This window comes from Polyangium sp. 15x6 (genome assembly GCF_029960785.1).
Lineage (GTDB): Bacteria > Myxococcota_A > Polyangia > Polyangiales > Polyangiaceae > Polyangium.
Window position 1 is genome coordinate 1 of record NZ_JASBQE010000061.1, and the last position, 17,380, is coordinate 17,380.

At 69.6% G+C, this 17,380-nt stretch carries 9 protein-coding genes; 6 read left to right on the forward strand and 3 right to left on the reverse strand.

Annotated elements, in window-relative coordinates:
• Nucleotides 1-126 precede the first annotated feature (126 nt).
• Nucleotides 127-1,614, reverse strand: coding sequence for a hypothetical protein (locus QHF83_RS34165; RefSeq protein WP_282422209.1), 1,488 nt, complete (start codon nucleotides 1,612-1,614; stop codon nucleotides 127-129).
• A 230-nt stretch (nucleotides 1,615-1,844) separates the two neighbouring features.
• Here QHF83_RS34165 and QHF83_RS34170 point away from each other — a divergent pair, with 230 nt between their 5' ends.
• The 5 genes from QHF83_RS34170 to QHF83_RS34190 all read left to right on the forward strand — a co-directional run bounded on the left by QHF83_RS34170 (nucleotide 1,845) and on the right by QHF83_RS34190 (nucleotide 8,343).
• On the forward strand, nucleotides 1,845-3,068 hold the full coding sequence (locus QHF83_RS34170; RefSeq protein WP_282422210.1) for a hypothetical protein: 1,224 nt from the start codon (nucleotides 1,845-1,847) through the stop codon (nucleotides 3,066-3,068).
• Nucleotides 3,069-3,109: 41 nt separating this feature from the next.
• Nucleotides 3,110-4,381: a hypothetical protein gene (locus QHF83_RS34175; RefSeq protein ID WP_282422211.1), complete on the forward strand. Its 1,272-nt coding sequence runs from the start codon at nucleotides 3,110-3,112 to the stop codon at nucleotides 4,379-4,381.
• 2 nt (nucleotides 4,382-4,383) lie between these two features.
• The gene (locus QHF83_RS34180; protein WP_282422212.1) at nucleotides 4,384-5,217 is read left to right on the forward strand and encodes a hypothetical protein; all 834 of its coding nucleotides are present in this window, start codon (nucleotides 4,384-4,386) and stop codon (nucleotides 5,215-5,217) included.
• Between the two features lie 11 nt (nucleotides 5,218-5,228).
• Entirely contained in the window at nucleotides 5,229-6,752 is a 1,524-nt protein-coding gene (locus QHF83_RS34185; RefSeq protein ID WP_282422213.1) for a hypothetical protein, read from the forward strand.
• Between the two features lie 142 nt (nucleotides 6,753-6,894).
• Complete coding sequence (locus QHF83_RS34190) at nucleotides 6,895-8,343, forward strand: hypothetical protein (RefSeq protein WP_282422214.1); 1,449 nt, start codon at nucleotides 6,895-6,897, stop codon at nucleotides 8,341-8,343.
• A 335-nt stretch (nucleotides 8,344-8,678) separates the two neighbouring features.
• On the opposite strand, the gene QHF83_RS34195 is transcribed toward QHF83_RS34190, so the two are convergent.
• Entirely contained in the window at nucleotides 8,679-12,629 is a 3,951-nt protein-coding gene (locus QHF83_RS34195; RefSeq protein ID WP_282422215.1) for a hypothetical protein, read from the reverse strand.
• 465 nt (nucleotides 12,630-13,094) lie between these two features.
• A complete protein-coding gene (locus QHF83_RS34200) occupies nucleotides 13,095-14,099 on the reverse strand; it encodes an aspartate-semialdehyde dehydrogenase (protein WP_282422216.1) in 1,005 nt (334 codons plus the stop codon).
• Nucleotides 14,100-14,178: 79 nt separating this feature from the next.
• Here QHF83_RS34200 and QHF83_RS34205 point away from each other — a divergent pair, with 79 nt between their 5' ends.
• A complete protein-coding gene (locus QHF83_RS34205; RefSeq protein ID WP_282422217.1) occupies nucleotides 14,179-17,286 on the forward strand; it encodes a hypothetical protein in 3,108 nt (1,035 codons plus the stop codon).
• Nucleotides 17,287-17,380 lie beyond the last annotated feature (94 nt).

The following is a 17,380-nucleotide window of genomic DNA, read 5'->3' on the forward strand; positions in this document are numbered from 1 at the left end:
CACGGGCCCGTCGGATGAACCGCGCATCGCGCGGTTCATCCGCCCTCGGTCCAGGCAGTGCCTGGTCCGGGGTGCAGGGGGCGGACAGCCCCCTGCTGGGGTGCGGGGCAACGCCCCGCTCCGCTGTCAGGGCTGCGCTTCGGCCCCGGTGCCGAGCGCGCCATTGGCGTCGCGGCCGCCCCACACGAGGATGCGCGCGCCGGTCCATACGGCTGTCGCGTCGCGGCGTGAGCTTAGCGTGGGCACCTCGGGGATCGGCTCCCAGGTCCCGCCGTTCATGCCCGGCGTATACCGCCCGCCGTCGCCGAGGCTCCCGGTGCAGACGAGATCGCCGCAGCCTCCCCAGACGACCATGGACGACCCGGTCCAGACCGCGACGTGGGATCGCCGCGCGCTCGGCGCGCCCGTCGTGCTCATGGGCGCCCACGTGCCTTGCGCGCCCTCCTTGGGGTCGAAGATCCCGCCGGTGTCGAGGTAGGGCCCGCCGTTCCATCCTCCCCAGATGTAGATTTCCGAGCCCGTCCATACTGCCGTGTGGGACTCGCGGAAGGATGCTGCGTTCGTCGTGGAGGTCTTTGCCGTCCACTTGTCGTCGAACGGCGAGTACATCGCGCCGTCGCCGAGCCAATCGAAGAAGTCCATCCCGCCCCACACGATCATCTGCTCGCCGGTCCATGTCGCGGAGTGCTGCGTGCGTGGGCTCGGCGCGCCCACCGTGCTCGTCGGGGTCCAGGTCTTCGTCGGGATGTAGTAACGGCCGCCGGAGAGCAGCGCCTGGTTGTTCCCCGACGTCCCTCCCCAGACGATCATGTACAGGCCCGTCGCGACGGCCGAGTGCCGGATGCGCGCTGCGGGCTCGTTCGCCGTCGGGAGCGGCGTCCAGGTATCGGTCTTCGGGTCGTAGCTCGCGCCTGCGCCGACCATCCCGTTCGTCGAATAGCCGCCCCACACCATCATGACCTGGCCCGTCCAGACCGCCGTGTGCCCGAAGCGCGGGGAGGGGGCGTTGACGGTGCTCATGGCTTTCCACGTCTTCGCCATCGGATCGTAGAGCGCGCCGTCGCCGAGCAGCGGATCGAGGCCACCGCGCTCGCCGCCCCAGATGATCATGTGCGTGCCGGTCCAGATCGCGGTGTGGTTGAAGCGCGGCGAAGGCGCGTTCTCCGCGGGCAACGGGACCCACGAAAGGCAGGCTCCGCCGACGGCCGTGTGTGAGATCATGCCCGTCTGCGGATCACAGGAATCGCTCGTGCACGGATCGCCGTCGTCCGTGGCGACTGGCTTCGGCGCGCACGCGCCCGCCGCGTCGCAGGCGAAGCTCTCGACGCAGGGCTCCGGGGTGCCGCACGACGTACCTATCGCGAGGGGCGTCGACGCGCATGCGCCGGCTGTGCATGTGTCTGCCGTGCAGGGGTTTCCGTCGTCGCAGCTCGTGTCCGAGGTGCAGCCTGCGTCGCCGCCGCTGTCGGGCGCGCCTGCGTCCGGGGCGTCCGTGTCTTCGGGGATGAGATCGTAATCGATCTCGGCGATGAGCACGCAGCTCGTGACCGACGACGCGGCGAGCGCGGCGAGGAGCGCGCTCGCGAGGGCGAGCGACGCGCGGCGGGGAGACATCCCTTTTCGGTACCAAGGATGTCGTCGAGCTTCAAGAACTCCTTCCCATCGCGGGAATAGGGGCGCATAATCCGGATCTGATCTCTCCTCGTCCTCGATCCTCGAGACGAGGCGAATCGAGGCGAGGACGTGCGGATCGATGCCGGACAAGGCGCGCGCCCTCGGGTTCCCGGGCCTCCCCGGGTGGACATGCATCGATCCACCTGGATCACCCTCGATCCTTTATGGCAGTGAAAACTTCTCGTGAAATCGGATCCTGGAGCCGCTCCATTCTGGGGCTGCTCTTGTCGCTCGGCGTTGTGGTCACGATCGCGGGGATGAGCGCGTGTTCGAGCAATGACTCGGAGGGCTCGTCGGAGGGGACTGGCGCGAGCGGGGGCGGGGGCGGGGCCGGTGGGGGTGAGCCTGCGGGGCCGACGCCGTACGAGCTTTTCCTGAAAATCGAGCCCGACCTCGTGGCGAATTGCAACATCTGCCACAAGAAGGGCGGCTCGGCGCCGGCGCCGTTCCTCGCGGGGGAGACGCCCGAGGAGCGGTACCAGACGATAACGTTCTGGCCGGGCATCGTGGTCAACGCGGCCGAGCAAAGCATTCTGCTCACGCACCCGGAGTCGGCGAACCATGGCGGCGGCGAGGCGCCGAGGATCCCGGAAAACGTCAAGCCCGGCGTGATCACGTGGCTCACGGCGGAGGCCGACGGCTTGCCGGATAGCAGCGTGGATATCGGGCCGAGCGTGCGTCCGTTCCGTCCTTTGCCCGGCGGCGCGCTGAACACGGTCTACCTCGACGCGCTCGGCGACGATTTCCAGTACATGTCGATCGCGTTCTTCGCCGAGGCGCTCGGCGGCACGAGCGACGCGCCCACCATGCTCCGGCTGACGAACATCACGGTCCACCCCGTGGTGGACAAACCGCTGCACATCGTGCACCCGGTCTTCACGGTGTACGTGCCTGGACAACCGGGCGATCCGGACCCGGTCGACAGCTTCTCGAACCTCGACCAGACGTTCACGCTCGGCGGCGACAACACGCTCGGCACCGGCGAGGTCGTCCTGACGAACTGGCAGAAGGGGGCCTATCTCGGGATCGCGTTCGAGCTCATCGAGGTCTACGGCGGCAATGCGGGCCCCGGGACGGGCTGCAACGATCTCGTGAACTTCCAGCAGAACGTCGTGCCGGCCATGCAGACGTGCATGATGAAATGCCACGGCGGGGCGAACCCGCAGGCGAAAGGCACGATGGATCTGTCGGAGCTCAACGCGATGATGCCCACGGCGGCATGCCAGGAGGTGCGGGCGCGCATCAAGCCGGGTGATCCGGCGGCGAGCCAGATCCTGCAGGTGACGGATCCGGTTCAGCCGATCGTGCACATGTACAAATTCGACGGTGATCTGAACGCATACAACGCTTTCAAGACCAAGGTGGAGCCTTGGATCATGGCGGAGCAGCAATGACAATGAAATGGGGCAAGAGAGCGTGGACCGGGACCGCGCTGATGGGACTTTCTTTGGTCCTTTCTGCGTGTAACCCGGACGATCCCAACCAGCTCCTCGGCGGGCCGCCCGCCAATGGGGGCAAGCCCTGCCCGCCCTCCGCGGGCGGCGAGGGCGGATCCACGGCGTCGGCCACCGTCGGCAATGGTGGATCGGGCAGCGATCCGACGACGACGAGCGGCGGGACGACCGGCGGCGGCGTGAAGACCGTGCTCGACGAGCGCATCGTCTCGTACAGCGAGGCGCTGCGCACCGCGAGCCTGAAGCTCGTCGGCAAGCTGCCGAAGAACGACGAGATCGAGGGCATCCGGAGCGCCGCGGACCCGAAGCAGGTCTACGAGACGTTCGTCGACGAGTACATGAAGTCGCCGCGGTTCGCCGCGATGATGCTCGATTACTGGAAGAACACGTTCCGCTCGGGCGCGATGGCGCCGAACGAGGCGCCGAACCGCAACAACGCGCCGCTCTTCGCGGCGAAGATCACCGTCGAGGGCGGCGATTATCGCCAGATCTTCACGGCCACGAGCGGCACCTGCCCCTCGTTCGATCCGGCCACCGGCACGTTCACGCCCGTCGATTGCGCGAATGGCCCCGCCGCCGCGCCCGCGGCCGGCGTGCTCACGGACGCGGGCCTCATGGCCCAGTACGCGAGCGCGCTCGCGTTCCGGCGCGTCCGCTTCATCCAGGAGACGTTCTCCTGCCGCAAGATGCCGGCCGAATACCGGGCCACGCCGGAGCCGAAGGGCGGCGGGTTCTATACGTCGCCCTGGCCGTTCGAATCGATCGGCGGCGCGGCGAACGGCGGCCGTGTCGACTTCCTCGATGCTTCGTCGACGATCTGCGCGAACTGCCACGGCTCGATGAACCATCGCGCCCCGCTCTTCGCGGCCTACGACGACGCCGGCAAGTACGTCGAGCCCGCCGCCGGAATGGACGGCGTCCTCGAGTTCGCGGCCACGGTGCCCATCGACGGCAATCCGAAGGTCAAGATGAGCGATTACCTGCCCCCCGGCGAGACGACGGCCTTCAAGTTCGGCCAGCCCGCGGCGAACCTCCTCGAGTTCGGCCAGCGCATGGCGGCGGACGACGAGGTCGCGCGTTGCGCGGTGGTCCGCGTCTGGAACTACGCCATGTCGAAGGGCGACGCGGTCTACGATCTGGCGGACGTGCCCGATTCGGTCATCGCCCCGCTCGTCACGCAATTCAAGACAAACTACAACCTGCGCGAGATCATCCGCGCCGCGTTCGTCCACGACGACTTCGTGAGGTATTGATCATGGCGCGGAGCTTCCTCGGCTGGGCGCTGCCCGGCCTGTTCTTCACGATCGGCTTCGGATTCGCGGCGTGCCTCGGCAGCGCGGATCCGATGGGCGAGGACTGCGTGCCGACGACGTCGGGCCCCGGCGTGGGCGGCAGCGGCGGCACGGGCGGTACGGGCGGCGCGGGCGGCGGCAATGCCGGCGCGGGCGCGCAATCGAACGGCGATCCCGAGACGAGCGAGAATGGCAGCAACAACTTCCACCACCCGATGGACCCGACGCAGGCGGGCCAGGACGATCCGTTCGAGATCCTGAAGAAGCGCGCGGCCGAAGGACCGCCGGAGATCCGCACGCGGCTGCATTCCTGCAGCAAGCTCACGTATGCGGCGCTCGGCGATCTGCTCACGACGCGCGGCGTGGATCTCGACAAGGTCGCCGCGGCGGGCCAGCCTCCGACGGCGGGTCAGCTCTACAAATCGGCGGCGACGAAGGATTCGCTCGGCGTGGCGAACTTCGACGCGCGCATGGGCGAATCGTATTTCTACACGATCTCGGCGGCCGCGAAGGTGCTCGACATCTTCATCCAGGCCGCGCCCGAGATCATCCAGAACATCGAGAACGCCGAGGAGTGCAAGATCAACGGCGTGGGCAATCCCATGTTCGACGCTGCCACGGGCAGGTGCGTCTACAACTCGCTGAGCTGCATCATGGGCCGGCCGGCGACCGAGGACGACATGGACCTCTGCAACCTGATGATCGAGCAGGCGAACAAGGCGGATCCCAAGGATCTCGCGAACAAGCGCGCGCTCACCGTCGCTGCGTTCCTGAGCGCGGCGCATACCTGCGAGTAGGAGATCGGGCCATGGCAAACTACAAACTCAAGGATTTGCGCGGCCCTCAGCGCCGGAACTTCCTCCGGCTGATGGCCGCGGCGGGCGCGGGCTTCGCGCTCGAGCGCTCGCGGCTTCTCAATTTCATCGCCGACGAAGGCGGCACCGCGCTCGCCGCCGAGGCGTGCGGCGAGACGAACCGCCACGTCGGTATCGTCTCCGGCGGCGGCAATTTCTGCCTCTGGCAGCTCATGTGGCCGCTGCCCGACGTCGCCGCGGCCAAGAACGCGGCCTTCGCGTACGACGCGATCGACCAGGGGTTCATGACGAACTACGTCGACGAGACGTCGTATTTCAAGTCGGGCGCCGCCGACCGTCCGTTCTATTACGGCCCGGATTCGCCGTTCGTCGACCAGGCGTCGCAGACCGTGATCCGCCCGATGAGCGCGTACCTCGTCGCCGACACGGCCGTGCACCACCGAAAGCCGCTCCGCCAGATCACGATCGACGGCGCGCTCCCGGGCAACACGAACAACAGCGGCGACGGCATCGTTGGCAACAGCGTCACGCTCTTCGCCGCGATCGGCGCATTGCAACGCACGACGACCTCGATCCTGCCGTCGATCGGCGTCGCGCCCGCCTCGATTGGCTCGGCCCCCGGCGCGCCCACGCTCTCGGTCGTGCCGAGCGCGGACTCGATGGTCGACCTGTTCAACAGCGCCGCGTCGAAGGCGATCCTGCTCGCGCAGGAGGACAAGTCGATGTTCGAGACCTATTACAAGGCGATCCTCGGCCTGCGCGAGGCCGCCGGGCGCCCGACCTGGGCCCGCGAGCTCGACATCGCCAAGAAGGCCTCGAACCTGATTGGCCGAAACCTCGCCGCGCAGCTCATGCCGACGACCGCGGACCTCGCGTTTTACGGGGCCACCGAGGTTCAGGACATGGCGGCGAGCATGTTCTTCGGTGGTCAGAACGGCAAGGACAGGCTCCTCAACCTGGCGAAGGCCCTCATCATCACGAAGAAGGCATTCTCGCTCGGATTGACGAACCAGGTGATCATCGGCGTCATCGCGGAGACGGGCGGCGGCATCTTCACCGATCCGCACGAGACCTTCGCGCAGATCGCCGGCGCGCGGAACGTGATCAAGTATTACGGCATGTTCCTCGACCGGTTCTACCAGGACCTGGCGAACTCGCCGGATCCGGCCTGCACCGCGAAGAACCTCGACAAGACCGTCATCACCACGGTGCACGGCGATCACCCGCACGACCCGCTCACGCGGCCGGCGTGGCCCGACTCGACGCCGGGCGGCGCGAACTGGATCTACGTGATGGGCAATGGCTACCTCCCGGCCGGTTGGCACGGTCATCCGAAGACCAACAACACGGCGCTCGGCATCGACCCGACGACGGGCCTGAGCACCGATTACAACGGGACGAAGTCCGTGCACGCCGCGAGCGCCGCGATCCTCTACGCAATCGCGAACGGCGACATGAAGAAGGTGACGGAGTTCTACAAGGGCGACGCCATCACCGCACTCGTGAACAAGGTGTGACCGAGTCACCTGTTCGATGACGTCGGCCGCGGAGCGATCCGCGGCCGATGTCTTTTGTGGGTACGAACGCCGAATCGCGCGACGGCGAAGAGGTGTAAGGTCGAGTCCGGCGCGAACGTTGTGCGGAGGCGAGGTGGAGCGAATGAAGCGGAGCATGGTGTGTTTTGCGGCATTTTTCGCCGCGGGTGTCGGGCTCGCGATCGGGTGCGGGGGTGGGCCCGCGGTCGTGCAAAGCAGTGATCAGGCCGCCGAGCCGCTCTCCTCGCAGGGGAAGCAGGCGAAGACCGAGCCCACGGGAATCACGACCAGCGCGGGGCCCGAGGTGGCGACAGGGCCGACCGAATGGGGGATCGTGGCGCCAGCGCCGGAGCCGACCGTGAATTACCAGAGCGTCGTGGCGAAGGTCGAGTCGATGATCCGCGACCGCGATGTCCTCGAGGGGGCGAATCGCCGCGGTTTGTCGGTCACGAAGGTGACGTGGGAGGACACGGCCCGGGCGAAGGGGTCGTCGCTGGGACCGAACATTTCGGATCTGACGTTGCAGGTGCGGTTCCACGACGAGAGCGGGAGTTATTACAAGACGGCGCTGATGCCGGTGCTCCGATTTCCGAATTTCACGGACCGCACGGGCGACGTCCCGGCCGACCGGTTTTTCGTGCGCGTCGGCAATCAGAAGGCAGACGGCGGGTCGATCGAGTCGGTGCCGCTGAAGGACGTGCTCAAGAACATTCGCGCATTCGCCAGCCTGCCGAGCTCGATCCTCGGCAGCGGCAACCTGCTCGCGCCGCGGGACACGCATTTCCTGGTGAGCGCGCAGGCCGTGTTCCTGCCGATTCCGAAATCCGGTAAGGCCGAGTTCAACCCGGTCATCTTCAATTATCAATCGGCCCCGAAGTCACCGGCCGTGCTCACGCTCCTGGTGACGCGCGAGGGGACGAGCATCAGCGTGATCGAGAACCGCCGCGAGGACATGGGCATGCGCGGGGGAGGGCAAGATCTCTATTTCAACAACAAGGGCCAGCGCGCCGCGTTCACGGCCGAGCGCCGGAGCGACGTGAAGGCGCGCATCGAGGCGCAAGGCGGGCCAAAGACGGAGGCGGATCAGAGCGCCCTCGCAAAAGGAGCGGACGTGCTCTTCTTGGTGCAAGTGCCGCTCGTGCACGCGAACCGCGGGCAGCTCGGCGGTCCGATTCCGACCATGCCGAGCCTGGAGCCGAAAGGCGGCGGGGCGCCGATGCCCATGGCCACGGCCACGACCAAGCCGTCGAAGAAGGCAGCCGACCTCGCAGTCACAGAGGACAGCGACGTGGAGCAAGCGGTGCTCGGCCACGGCCCGAACCTGGGGCCCTACAACGAGGGGCGAGACCTCAAGCTCGTGCGCGATCCCAAGTTCCCGATCCGGGTGACGGTGCAGTTCTACAAGGCGACGAGCAACGGAGTCGTGGACGAGTCAGACCTCGACGGAATCGCAAAGTCGATCGGGAGCGTGTACGAGCACGCCGATTTCGTCGGCTCACTCGTAGTGCCGGAAGGAGATCCGCGCAGGCCGACGGCATGGCAGACAATCCCCGGGGAGTGGTTCCCCTGGTGATGTCTCATGTCGAAGCCGCTGCGCTGGGGCTTCGCCCCAGGCCCCACCAGGGGCTATCCGCCCCTGGACCCGGACCAGCGCAAGCGCTGGACCCGGGGTCGATGAACTGCGCGATGCGCAGTTCATCGAACAGGCCCGAGCCAAGACCAGCCACGACCCTGCCAGCCAAGACAGCCGCGCTGCCCTTTCGACGGGCAAGGCTCTCTCACCGGCCGTTGGAAGAACTGCGCGGAGCGCAGTTCTTCCACCCCGAGTCCAGGGCTTGCCCTGGTCCGGGTCGAGGGGCGGACAGCCCCCGCGGGGTCCGGGGCAGAGCCCCGGCGAAGCGCTCCGCCTCAGGCTGGGAGCGAGAGTGCTTCCTCCACCCACGCGCGCGCCTTCGCGGCGAGCGCGGACAGGCGCTCGGCGTCCCACATCGCGCGTGGCAGCAGCATCTCGCGGCGGTTCATGGTGTTCCTCGTGTCGAAGAGCTCGCAGAAGGACAGGAGCGCGAGGGCCTTCCGGAATCGATCCACCGGCGCGCCCTCGTCTTGCTCGTGTAGATACGCCTCTGCGAGCCGCGCCATGCTCTGGAGCTCGTTCGCTTCCCAGAGGAGGGGGACGTCGAGGAGCCGCTGCGCCGCGCCTGCGTCCCCTCGCGCGAGCGCCTCGTCTGCGGCGACGACGATACGCAGGTAGTCCCGCGTCAGGGCTTGCGTGGGCGTCCATGACCTCTCCTCCGAGAGCGGCACGCAGAGCGGGATGAGCACCTCGGGCTCGCACTTGCCTTCCTCGCATGCGGCCGAGCGATCGAGCTCGACGAGCGCCGCCTCCGGTTCGTCGAGCATCATCAGCGTGATCCCGCGCATGTGGTGAAGGTGCTTGGCCTCCGCGGGCTCGCGGAAGCGCGAAGGATCGACCCCTGCGAGGTGATCCAGCACCTCGCGCCACCGTCCGGCGATGGCGAGCGACCGGCTGTGTCCCAGCCGGATCCTTGGATGATCGGGGAACCGATCGCATCCAAGCGCGTTGACGAACCCTGCGCTCGTCCCCTCGCGGAGACGAAGAAGCGCGTGCTCGAGTGCCAAGACCTCGTCGGGACCTGCCTTCCGCCGCGCCCACTCGATGCGCCGAGCGATCCCTTGCTTGCTCTCCCGCCGGAGCGCGCGCTCCTCCGCGACGGCCGCTGCGAGATTTTTCCCCGTGGGCTTGTGGCAGTCGAGGTGCTTCGCGTGCACCGTGCTCCTGGGCAAGCTCGGGAACTGGAACGCGGCGACGGCTTCGCCCTCGACGGCCTTCGGGGGCACCGGGCCGAGCGGCACGATCTCGTGGTGATCGTCGTGCGCCACGACCAGCGCCGCGCGCCTCCCGTCGGCGGTCCCTGCGATCAGCGCCCGCCGGGGCACCCGCACCCGGTACTTGATCGCGAGCCCGTCCTCTCCGTCCTCCAGGCCGAAGAGCAAGCGCCCATCGTCCTCGAGGTCGAACAGCACGAAGCACATCCCCGTGTCGAGGCTTGCGATCGCCGTCGCTTCGCGCACGGCGTGCACGCCTTCGAACAGACGCATGGGCCGCGCGCCGTGGGAGTCGATCTCGAAGAAACCCCACCGCGCGGCGCGAGCGTCCTTTGGGCCTTCGGGATCGCTGGTGACGCCGACGATACGCTCACCGTCCGGGGCTGCGACGACCGAGCGCGCGAGGAGCGCGTCGCTCGGCAACGTGGGGCCAGAGGGCGACCCACGGGAGCCGTAGAAGGTCGTGCGGCCCTCGTCCTTGTCGTCGTCGAACTGGCAGACGACCACGCGAGGTACCTTCGATCCGACGACCGCGCCCGAGTGGACACGCGTGGCGCGATGCTCGCGGATCTCGCGCGCGAGCCGCAGGTCCGCGAGATCGTAGACGGAGAGGAGCCGGCGAATGCTGTCTTTCCTGCTGGTCGACAGCGTGTTGAGCCAGAGCCACCGCCCATCCGCGGTGACGGTCGCCTCCTCGACGTGCACCTCGGGCAGGACCATCTTGTCGACGTCCTCGAACTCGCGGGTCGGCAGGACCGCGTCACCGTTGCCGAGCACGTTCGAGCACCACCGCTCGACCGTCCAGTCATCCATGTCGATTTCGAGCAGGCTCGCGCGCTTGCCGGCGAGGAGCAGGCGTCGGTCGCGGATCGCGGCGGCCAAGAGCTCGATCGGGTTTGGCGTGCGGAGCGTGACGCGCGTGAGGAGCGCTCCCGTCGCCATGTCGATCACGCGGACGAACACCCACGCGTCCCTCGTCTGGGGGACGATGAGGACGACCTCCTCGCGCCCGTCGCGCATCCGCACGAGCATCGTCTCCCACTTCCACCGCGGCGGGACGCGTGCGTCGTGGAGCTTCGCCGCCGGGGCTTCGCCTCCCTCGAACGTCTCGACCTGCACCGAGAACTGGCGCCGCACCTCCGCGCGGATCTCCCCGCGCAGGGCTGCGATCCGCGCCGTGTCCTCGCCCTCCACGCGCGCGGCGAGCTCTTCACACACGGCGAGCGCGCGCAACGTATCCCCCTCGCGCCGGAGCTCTGCGATCGACGCCGCGAGCGTTTGCCGTTCGAGCTTGCGCTGCACCTCCGTGCGAAACCGATCGAAGACCGAGGCCTCCTCCTCCGGCAGATCCTTTCGTTGCACCTCGCCGAGGATCTTGCTCGCCTGCGCCGTATCGCCTTCCTCCATCACCCGCCGCGCCGCCTCGACCCGCCCCGTCGCCACGCGCCGACGTTCCTCCGCGATCGCGGCCTGCGCTCGCTTTCGTACGTCCTCCGCAGGACCGAATCCTTGCAGCACCTTCGCGTGTCCGTCGACGAGCTCCATCGCTGCCTCCGGCGCTCGCTCGGCGATCTCCGCGGCGCGGTGGAGCGCGACGATCGCGGCCACCGCCGGCTTCACCTTCGCGCCCTCGCCGGGCGGCGTGACGGCATCCATCCACGCGAGGAGCTTCGATCCCGCGTGCTCCTTCACCTGGATGCGCCCTGCTGCGGGGAGCGCGGCGTACGCGGCGAGCCCCTCGGCGAGCGCGCCCGCGCCGATCATCTCGGCGATCGACGCGGCGTGCGCTTCGTCTTCCCGCGCTCGGGCCTCGGCGAGCTTCGCGGCGATCCGTCGTTCGGCGGGCGCCGCCTCGTGCTCCGGCAGCCCGAGGCCCTTCGCCGCTTCGAGCAGCGCGACGGCTTGCACGGTCTCCCCCTGATCGAGCGCATCGTGCGCGTCGTCGAGCTTTCGCCGCGCCTCGTCTCGCTTCTTTTGCTCCTCGACACCACGGAGGATCCTCCGGGCGACCTCGCTCTCCGGGTGATCCGCGAGGATCTCGCGGGCTCGTTCTTCCGCCCCGCGGAGATCACCCTCCGCGAAGAGCCGTGACGCCTCCGCTTCTGCGGGACCTCGCGTCGCGGCCCGCGCCTTCGCGAGCGCGCTCGTGAGGCTGGCGAGCTCCGGGTGTGTGGCGTCCATGGCTCGTGCCCGCGCGAGATCGTCCGCGGAGACGGCGAGATTTCCCGCCGTGAGCGCGCCTCTCGCGAGCGCCACGAAGATCTCGGCGAGGCGCGCCGGTGGAGCCTTCGCGTTCGCGGCCGGAAGCAGACGAAGGGCGCGGGCGCGGTCGTCGAGCCTCGCGGCGGCGAGCGCGAGGAGCAGACGCACGTGCACATCGGCAAGCGTCTCCGCGGGGAGCGTCTCGCCGAGCTCGAGCGCATCCGCGTCGACGCCGAGCGTGGTCACGAGCAGCGAGAGCAGCGCGCTCGCGGCTCGTGCGTCACCGCCGCTCCGGGCGAGCGCCTCTTCGAGGTGGTTCCGCGCGAGCTCGTAGTCGTACTCCGCGAGCGCATCCTCGGCCGCGCGGAGCAGATCCGGCACGGCCTCGCCCGCGCGGCTGCCTTCGTGCGGCCGTGGCGTGGTTTTTCGCGGCGCTTCGGGGGTCGGGATCGCAGGGGATGAGGCCGTGTCGATCACGCGCTGGACGAAGGAGCGCGCATCGTCGTCGAGCTCCGCGATGACGGCGTGGCAGGCGTCGAGGCCCGAGGGACGATGGTGGAGGAGGACGACGCCGGGCTGATCGGGCTCGGGGCGGATCTCGATGTCGTCGCGAAAGTGCGTGACGAGCACGCTCTGGAGGCGGCTCTTCAGGGCATACCGCCGCGCCGTCTCGCGCCGATCGAGGCCGAGGTCGGTGGGGTTGACGTCGCGGATCAGGGCGACGAGCTCTCGCGCGTCGGGGCGTACCCGGCCGGCGATGACGTCTTCGGGGTCGAGCGAGGCGCCTCGCTTCTTCTTGTCCTTGGCCATGGGCGTGGGGGGACGGCGTGCCGTTCGGACCATCGGAGGTCCGGACGGGGCGTCGTGTCAAGGGAAGGGAAGGGGGCCCACGTTGGAATGCTCCCCTCAGCGCGTGGACCGCTCTTCAGGGCGCAGGGGGTGGTCCCGAAGCCCCGGAGAGCCTGCACGTCGCGCTCCGGGCTACGTGGGACGAAAAAGCAATCGCGTGGGAAGGTCGCGCGGGCCTGCATGAGGCAACGGCACACGCCCGGGGAGCGAAATGCTTTTCCGTGGGAGTGAAATGCTTTTCCGTGGGAGTGAAATGCTTTTCCGTGGGAGCGAACCGCACTTCCGTAGGAGCGAACCGCACTTCCGTAGGAAGGTAGGCGTGTGATGTAGCTTTCTTTACTCGGACCGGTGGGAAGCTCGCTCGAACGTGTCGGAAGGAACGGCAGGGCCGCAGGAACGATCCGCGGCCCTGCCCTCCCGGCCCCCTCAGCCGACGAGCCGCTCCGCGATCTGCACCGCGTTCAGCGCCGCGCCCTTCCGCAGGTTGTCCGCGACGATCCACAGGTTGAGCGCCCCCGGCACCGCGAGGTCGTCGCGCACGCGGCCGACGAAGACGTCGTCCGTGCCGGCCGCCTCGCGCGGCTGCGGGTGGTTGCCGGGCGCGTAGGGCTCGTCGAAGAGGCGGACGCCTGGGGCCCGGCGCAAAAGCTCGCGCGCCTCGGTCGCCGTCATCGGGCGGTGGAACTGCGCGTGCACGGCCTCGCTGTGGCCCGTGACGACCGGGACGCGCACCGTCGTCGGCGTCACGCCGATCTCGGGATCGCCCAGGATCTTGCGCGTCTCGTTCACCATCTTGAGCTCCTCCTCCGACCAGTCGGGCAGGCTCCCGGTCTTCCAGTCCATGAGGAGGTTGCCCGCGAGCGAGCCCGGGAAGATCTTGGCCGTGGGCTCGGCGCCGGCCGCGAGCTCGCGCGTCTGCGAGATGAGCTCGTCCATCGCCGCGTGGCCCTTGCCGCTCGCGGCCTGGTACGTGGAGACGACGACGTGCTTGAGCCGCGCCGCGGCGTGCAGCGGCCCGAGCGCGACGACCATCTGGATCGTGCTGCAGTTCGGGTTCGCGATGATGCCCTTCGGGCGGTTCTTCGCGGCGTCCATGTTCACCTCGGGCACGACGAGGGGGCAGTCCGGATCCGCGCGCCACGCGCTCGAGTTGTCGATGACCACCGCGCCGCGCGCGGCCGCGAGCGGCGCGAGCTCGCGCGCGGCGGCGGCGCCGGCGCTGAAGAGCGCGATGTCCACGCCGTCGAAGGCCTCGGCGCACGCGAGCTTCACTTCGAGCTCGCCGCCGCGGAAGGGGACACGGCTCCCCGCGGAGCGCGCCGAGGCGAGGGCGCGCACTTCGGTCGCCGGAAAGCGCCGAAGCTCCAGGGTCCGCAACATCTCCCGCCCCACCACGCCCGTGGCGCCCACGACAGCAACGACGCACGACATGTGCCCGCTATAGCGCCCGGCGCGCGGTCCGCGCAAGAACGCTGCGCCTCGGCGAGCCGCGCGCTAGCATGCTTGCGTGATGCGAGGCTCCTCCCGCGTTTCGACGTGCCTCCTCGCGCTTCTCGCGCTCGCGCCGCTCACGTCGCTCACCGCGACAGGCTGCAAACCCGGCGCCTCGGGTCGCGCGGTGCAGGGGGCTCCTGCTCCCGCGGCGAACGCTGCGGCCGTCCCGGAAAAGCTCGTCCCGATGGTCTCGCCGTCGCGGCTCTTGCCCGACGTGCGCGGCGATCGCGGGTTCGTCGCGTACGAGGCGGGCGCGCGGCGCGTGCTCGTCGATCGCATGCGGCTCATCGTGTACGAGGACGGGACGACGGAGCGAGCGAACGAGCTCTTGCCGCTCGGTCACGTGAACGCCGTGGCGCTGCCGAGCCGGCTCGGCGGCGGGTTCGTCTTCCACGCGACCTCGGGCGGCGGCACGCAGCTCTGGCGGGCTTCGTCGTGGCTCGGAAAGCTGCGGCCGCTCGTGCAGTTCTCGTCGACGACGAGCGAGGTCGTCCCGGGGTTCGACAGGCTCTACCTGCGGCTCACCGCGAACGGAAAGCTCGTCGCGGTCGATCCCGAGTCGGGCGAGGTGCGTTCGCTCGCGCCGCTTCCGCCGGCCGCGGCGTACGGCGGGCTCGCGTTCGCCGACGGGTTCACGGGGGTCGTCGACGCCGATCTGCGCGGCGTGCTCGCCACGTTCGACGCGGGCGCGACGTGGAGGCCGCTGAAGCTCCCCGAGCGCCCCGCGGCGATCTCGATCGCGGGCGGCGAGCCGACGATGTTCGTGGCAGGCGGGAAGTACGTGCTCGATGCGCGCGGCAACCTGACCTTCCGCGCGAACCAGGTCGCGACGGACGACGAAGGCGACGTGACCACGGCGGCCGCGCCGAAAGGCCCGTTCGGGAAGAAGGTGCTGCGCGCGGCCGTGGAGGACGGTTTTCCCGACACGCCGCGCACGGCCGTCGTCGCGCGGGCCGGGGCGCTCGCGCGCGTGTCGCTCGACAAGGGCACGATCGTCGATCTGAACCTCACGGCGTTCCCCGAGCGCGAGGCGAACTGCCACGCGGTGCGCCTCGGCGCGTCGTACGGGTTCGTCTGCGGGGAGCGCGAGGGGCCGACGAACGTGTACGCGTTCGTGCCGCCACTCGCGATGCAGAAGGTGCTCTCGTTCAAGGGTCCGCGGTTCGTGTCGGCGAACGGCGCGGGCGCGCTCGTGGTGCGCGGGACGTGCGGGGACAGCGAGAGCGAGGCGCGAGGGCCGGGCGCGAAGGCGGCGAGCGCGGCGAGCGACGCGGGCACGCGCGTGTACTGCGTGCGCGCGGCGAGCGGGGCGACGCGCGAGGTGCGGGTGAAGGGGGATCTCGGGGTCGAGCGGGTCGTGGCGCTCTCGGACGAGCGGGTCGCGATCCTGGTGCCGCCGCGCGCGGGCAGCACGGGGCAGCTCACGATCCTGAAGGGCGCGGAGATGACGAACGTGCCGCTCGCGCTGCCGCAGAAGCCGCGCAGCGTGGCGCGCGAGCTCAGGCGCGGGATGTGGCTCGAAGGGTTCGAGGAGCGCGAGCCCGGCGTGCTCGGCGGCTGGGTCGAGGCAGGCGGGCCGGTGATCGGCGTGCGCGTGAAGCTCGACGGCACGGTGACCGCGGGCGAGGCGCGCGACAACGAGAACGGCGTGGTGATCTCGGGTCGGTTCGCGCTGTCGCCGGGCGAGGGCGGGCGCGCGGCGGAGTCGAGCGACGGGGGCATGACGTGGAAGGTCTTCGATCTGCCCGAGCACGACGTGGAGCCGGGCGACGCGCCGACGCGGGCCTGCGGGCCCGTGGGGTGCGTGCTCGCTGGCTGGATCCGCGTGGGCTGGGGCAAACCCGCGATCTCGGGGGATCTCGGCTCGGCCGAGGCGCCGCCGTCGCTCTACGTGCCGGTGAAGACGACGCCGACGGTGCGCGTCTCGTGCGCGCCCGTGGGCAAACCCGTCACCGAGCCGCTCCCGGACAAGCCCGCGAAGAAGGAAGTCGCGGTCGCGCCTCCGCCGCCCGGCATGGGCGGCTTCGGCGGCTTCGGCGGCTTCGGGCGCATGCCGCCGCAGCCGCAGAAGACGCCCTGGAGCACGTTCCGCAACCTGCCCGCGCCGACGCTGGAGAAGGACGAGATCGGGATCGACAACGGCGCGCCCTACGATCTCGTGAGCCTGCGCGCGTACGCCTGGGGCAAGAAGGGCTCGGACTGGTCGCGGACGGGGCATTTCCTGGTGCGATTCGACGATCGCTTCGATCCCGCGGGCGGCGTTCGATCCACGGCGACGAGCGCGCCGCCCTGGCCCGACGAGATACAGGCGGCCGAGGGGATGGGCGTCGGCTCGTACCCGCTCGCGTCGTGGGGATCGTTCCTCGATCCGAGCGGCCGTCACGCGCTTTCGCACGTGTGCCGAGGCACGAGCTGCTCGCTGCTCGCGGCGAGCGAGGGGCAACCGGTGTTGCTTCTGCGCGACGCGGCGGGGCGGACGACGGGGTTCGCGAGGCCGCTGCCGCAGGGCGCGGTGCGCCTCGGCGAGAGCTGGTTTCTCCTCGTGCAGGGCGTGTCGTACGACACGGTGACGCTGCACCGCGTGGATCTCGGCGTCATGCGCCTGGTGACGTCGTTCTACCGGCCGAGCCCCTCGCGGTACGCGCTGCCGGAGCCGCCGCGGCTCGTGCGTCGCGCGCTCGGGACGGGTCTCGGGCTTCTCGTGACGAGCATCCCGGATCCAGGCGATCGTTTCGGCGGGATGTACGTGCACCCGCTCGATCCGGAGACGGGCGCAGTGGGCGAGCCCATCGCGCTCGGCAAGCGAGATCTCGGCGGGATGCTGCCGCCGCGCTGCGCGGAAGGGCAGGACGGCTGGATCATGGATACGTCGCTCGACGCGTCGCCCGCGGTGGATATCCCAGGCGGGCGGGCCGCGCTCGACTCGATCGAGATGCGGCTGCGTGTCGATCCAGGATCGGTGTGCGTGGAGGGGATCGCAGCGCGTCTCGACGGGACATTCGTGCCAGACAAGGAGGCGAAGGCGTCGCCCGCAGAAAAACCGTCGCCGGCCGGGGCGGTGCCGCTCGCAGCGACGGAGCGATCGACGGGGCGGCGGTGGAACTTCGCCTGCAGTCGGCGCTGAGGGGAGCGTAGCGCCGGGGTTTCACCCCGGACCCGACGAGGGGTTGTCCACCCCTCGACCCGGACCAGCGCAAGCGCTGGACCCGGGGCGACAG

Excerpts from the sequence above, each read along its gene's own strand:
- QHF83_RS34165 (WP_282422209.1), bottom strand. The coding sequence starts at position 1,614 with ATGTCTCCCCGCCGCGCGTCGCTCGCCCTCGCGAGCGCGCTCCTCGCC.
- QHF83_RS34175 (WP_282422211.1), top strand. The coding sequence starts at position 3,110 with ATGGGACTTTCTTTGGTCCTTTCTGCGTGTAACCCGGACGATCCCAAC.
- QHF83_RS34180 (WP_282422212.1), top strand. The coding sequence starts at position 4,384 with ATGGCGCGGAGCTTCCTCGGCTGGGCGCTGCCCGGCCTGTTCTTCACG.
- QHF83_RS34185 (WP_282422213.1), top strand. The coding sequence starts at position 5,229 with ATGGCAAACTACAAACTCAAGGATTTGCGCGGCCCTCAGCGCCGGAAC.
- QHF83_RS34190 (WP_282422214.1), top strand. The coding sequence starts at position 6,895 with ATGAAGCGGAGCATGGTGTGTTTTGCGGCATTTTTCGCCGCGGGTGTC.
- QHF83_RS34195 (WP_282422215.1), bottom strand. The coding sequence starts at position 12,629 with ATGGCCAAGGACAAGAAGAAGCGAGGCGCCTCGCTCGACCCCGAAGAC.
- QHF83_RS34200 (WP_282422216.1), bottom strand. The coding sequence starts at position 14,099 with ATGTCGTGCGTCGTTGCTGTCGTGGGCGCCACGGGCGTGGTGGGGCGG.
- QHF83_RS34205 (WP_282422217.1), top strand. The coding sequence starts at position 14,179 with ATGCGAGGCTCCTCCCGCGTTTCGACGTGCCTCCTCGCGCTTCTCGCG.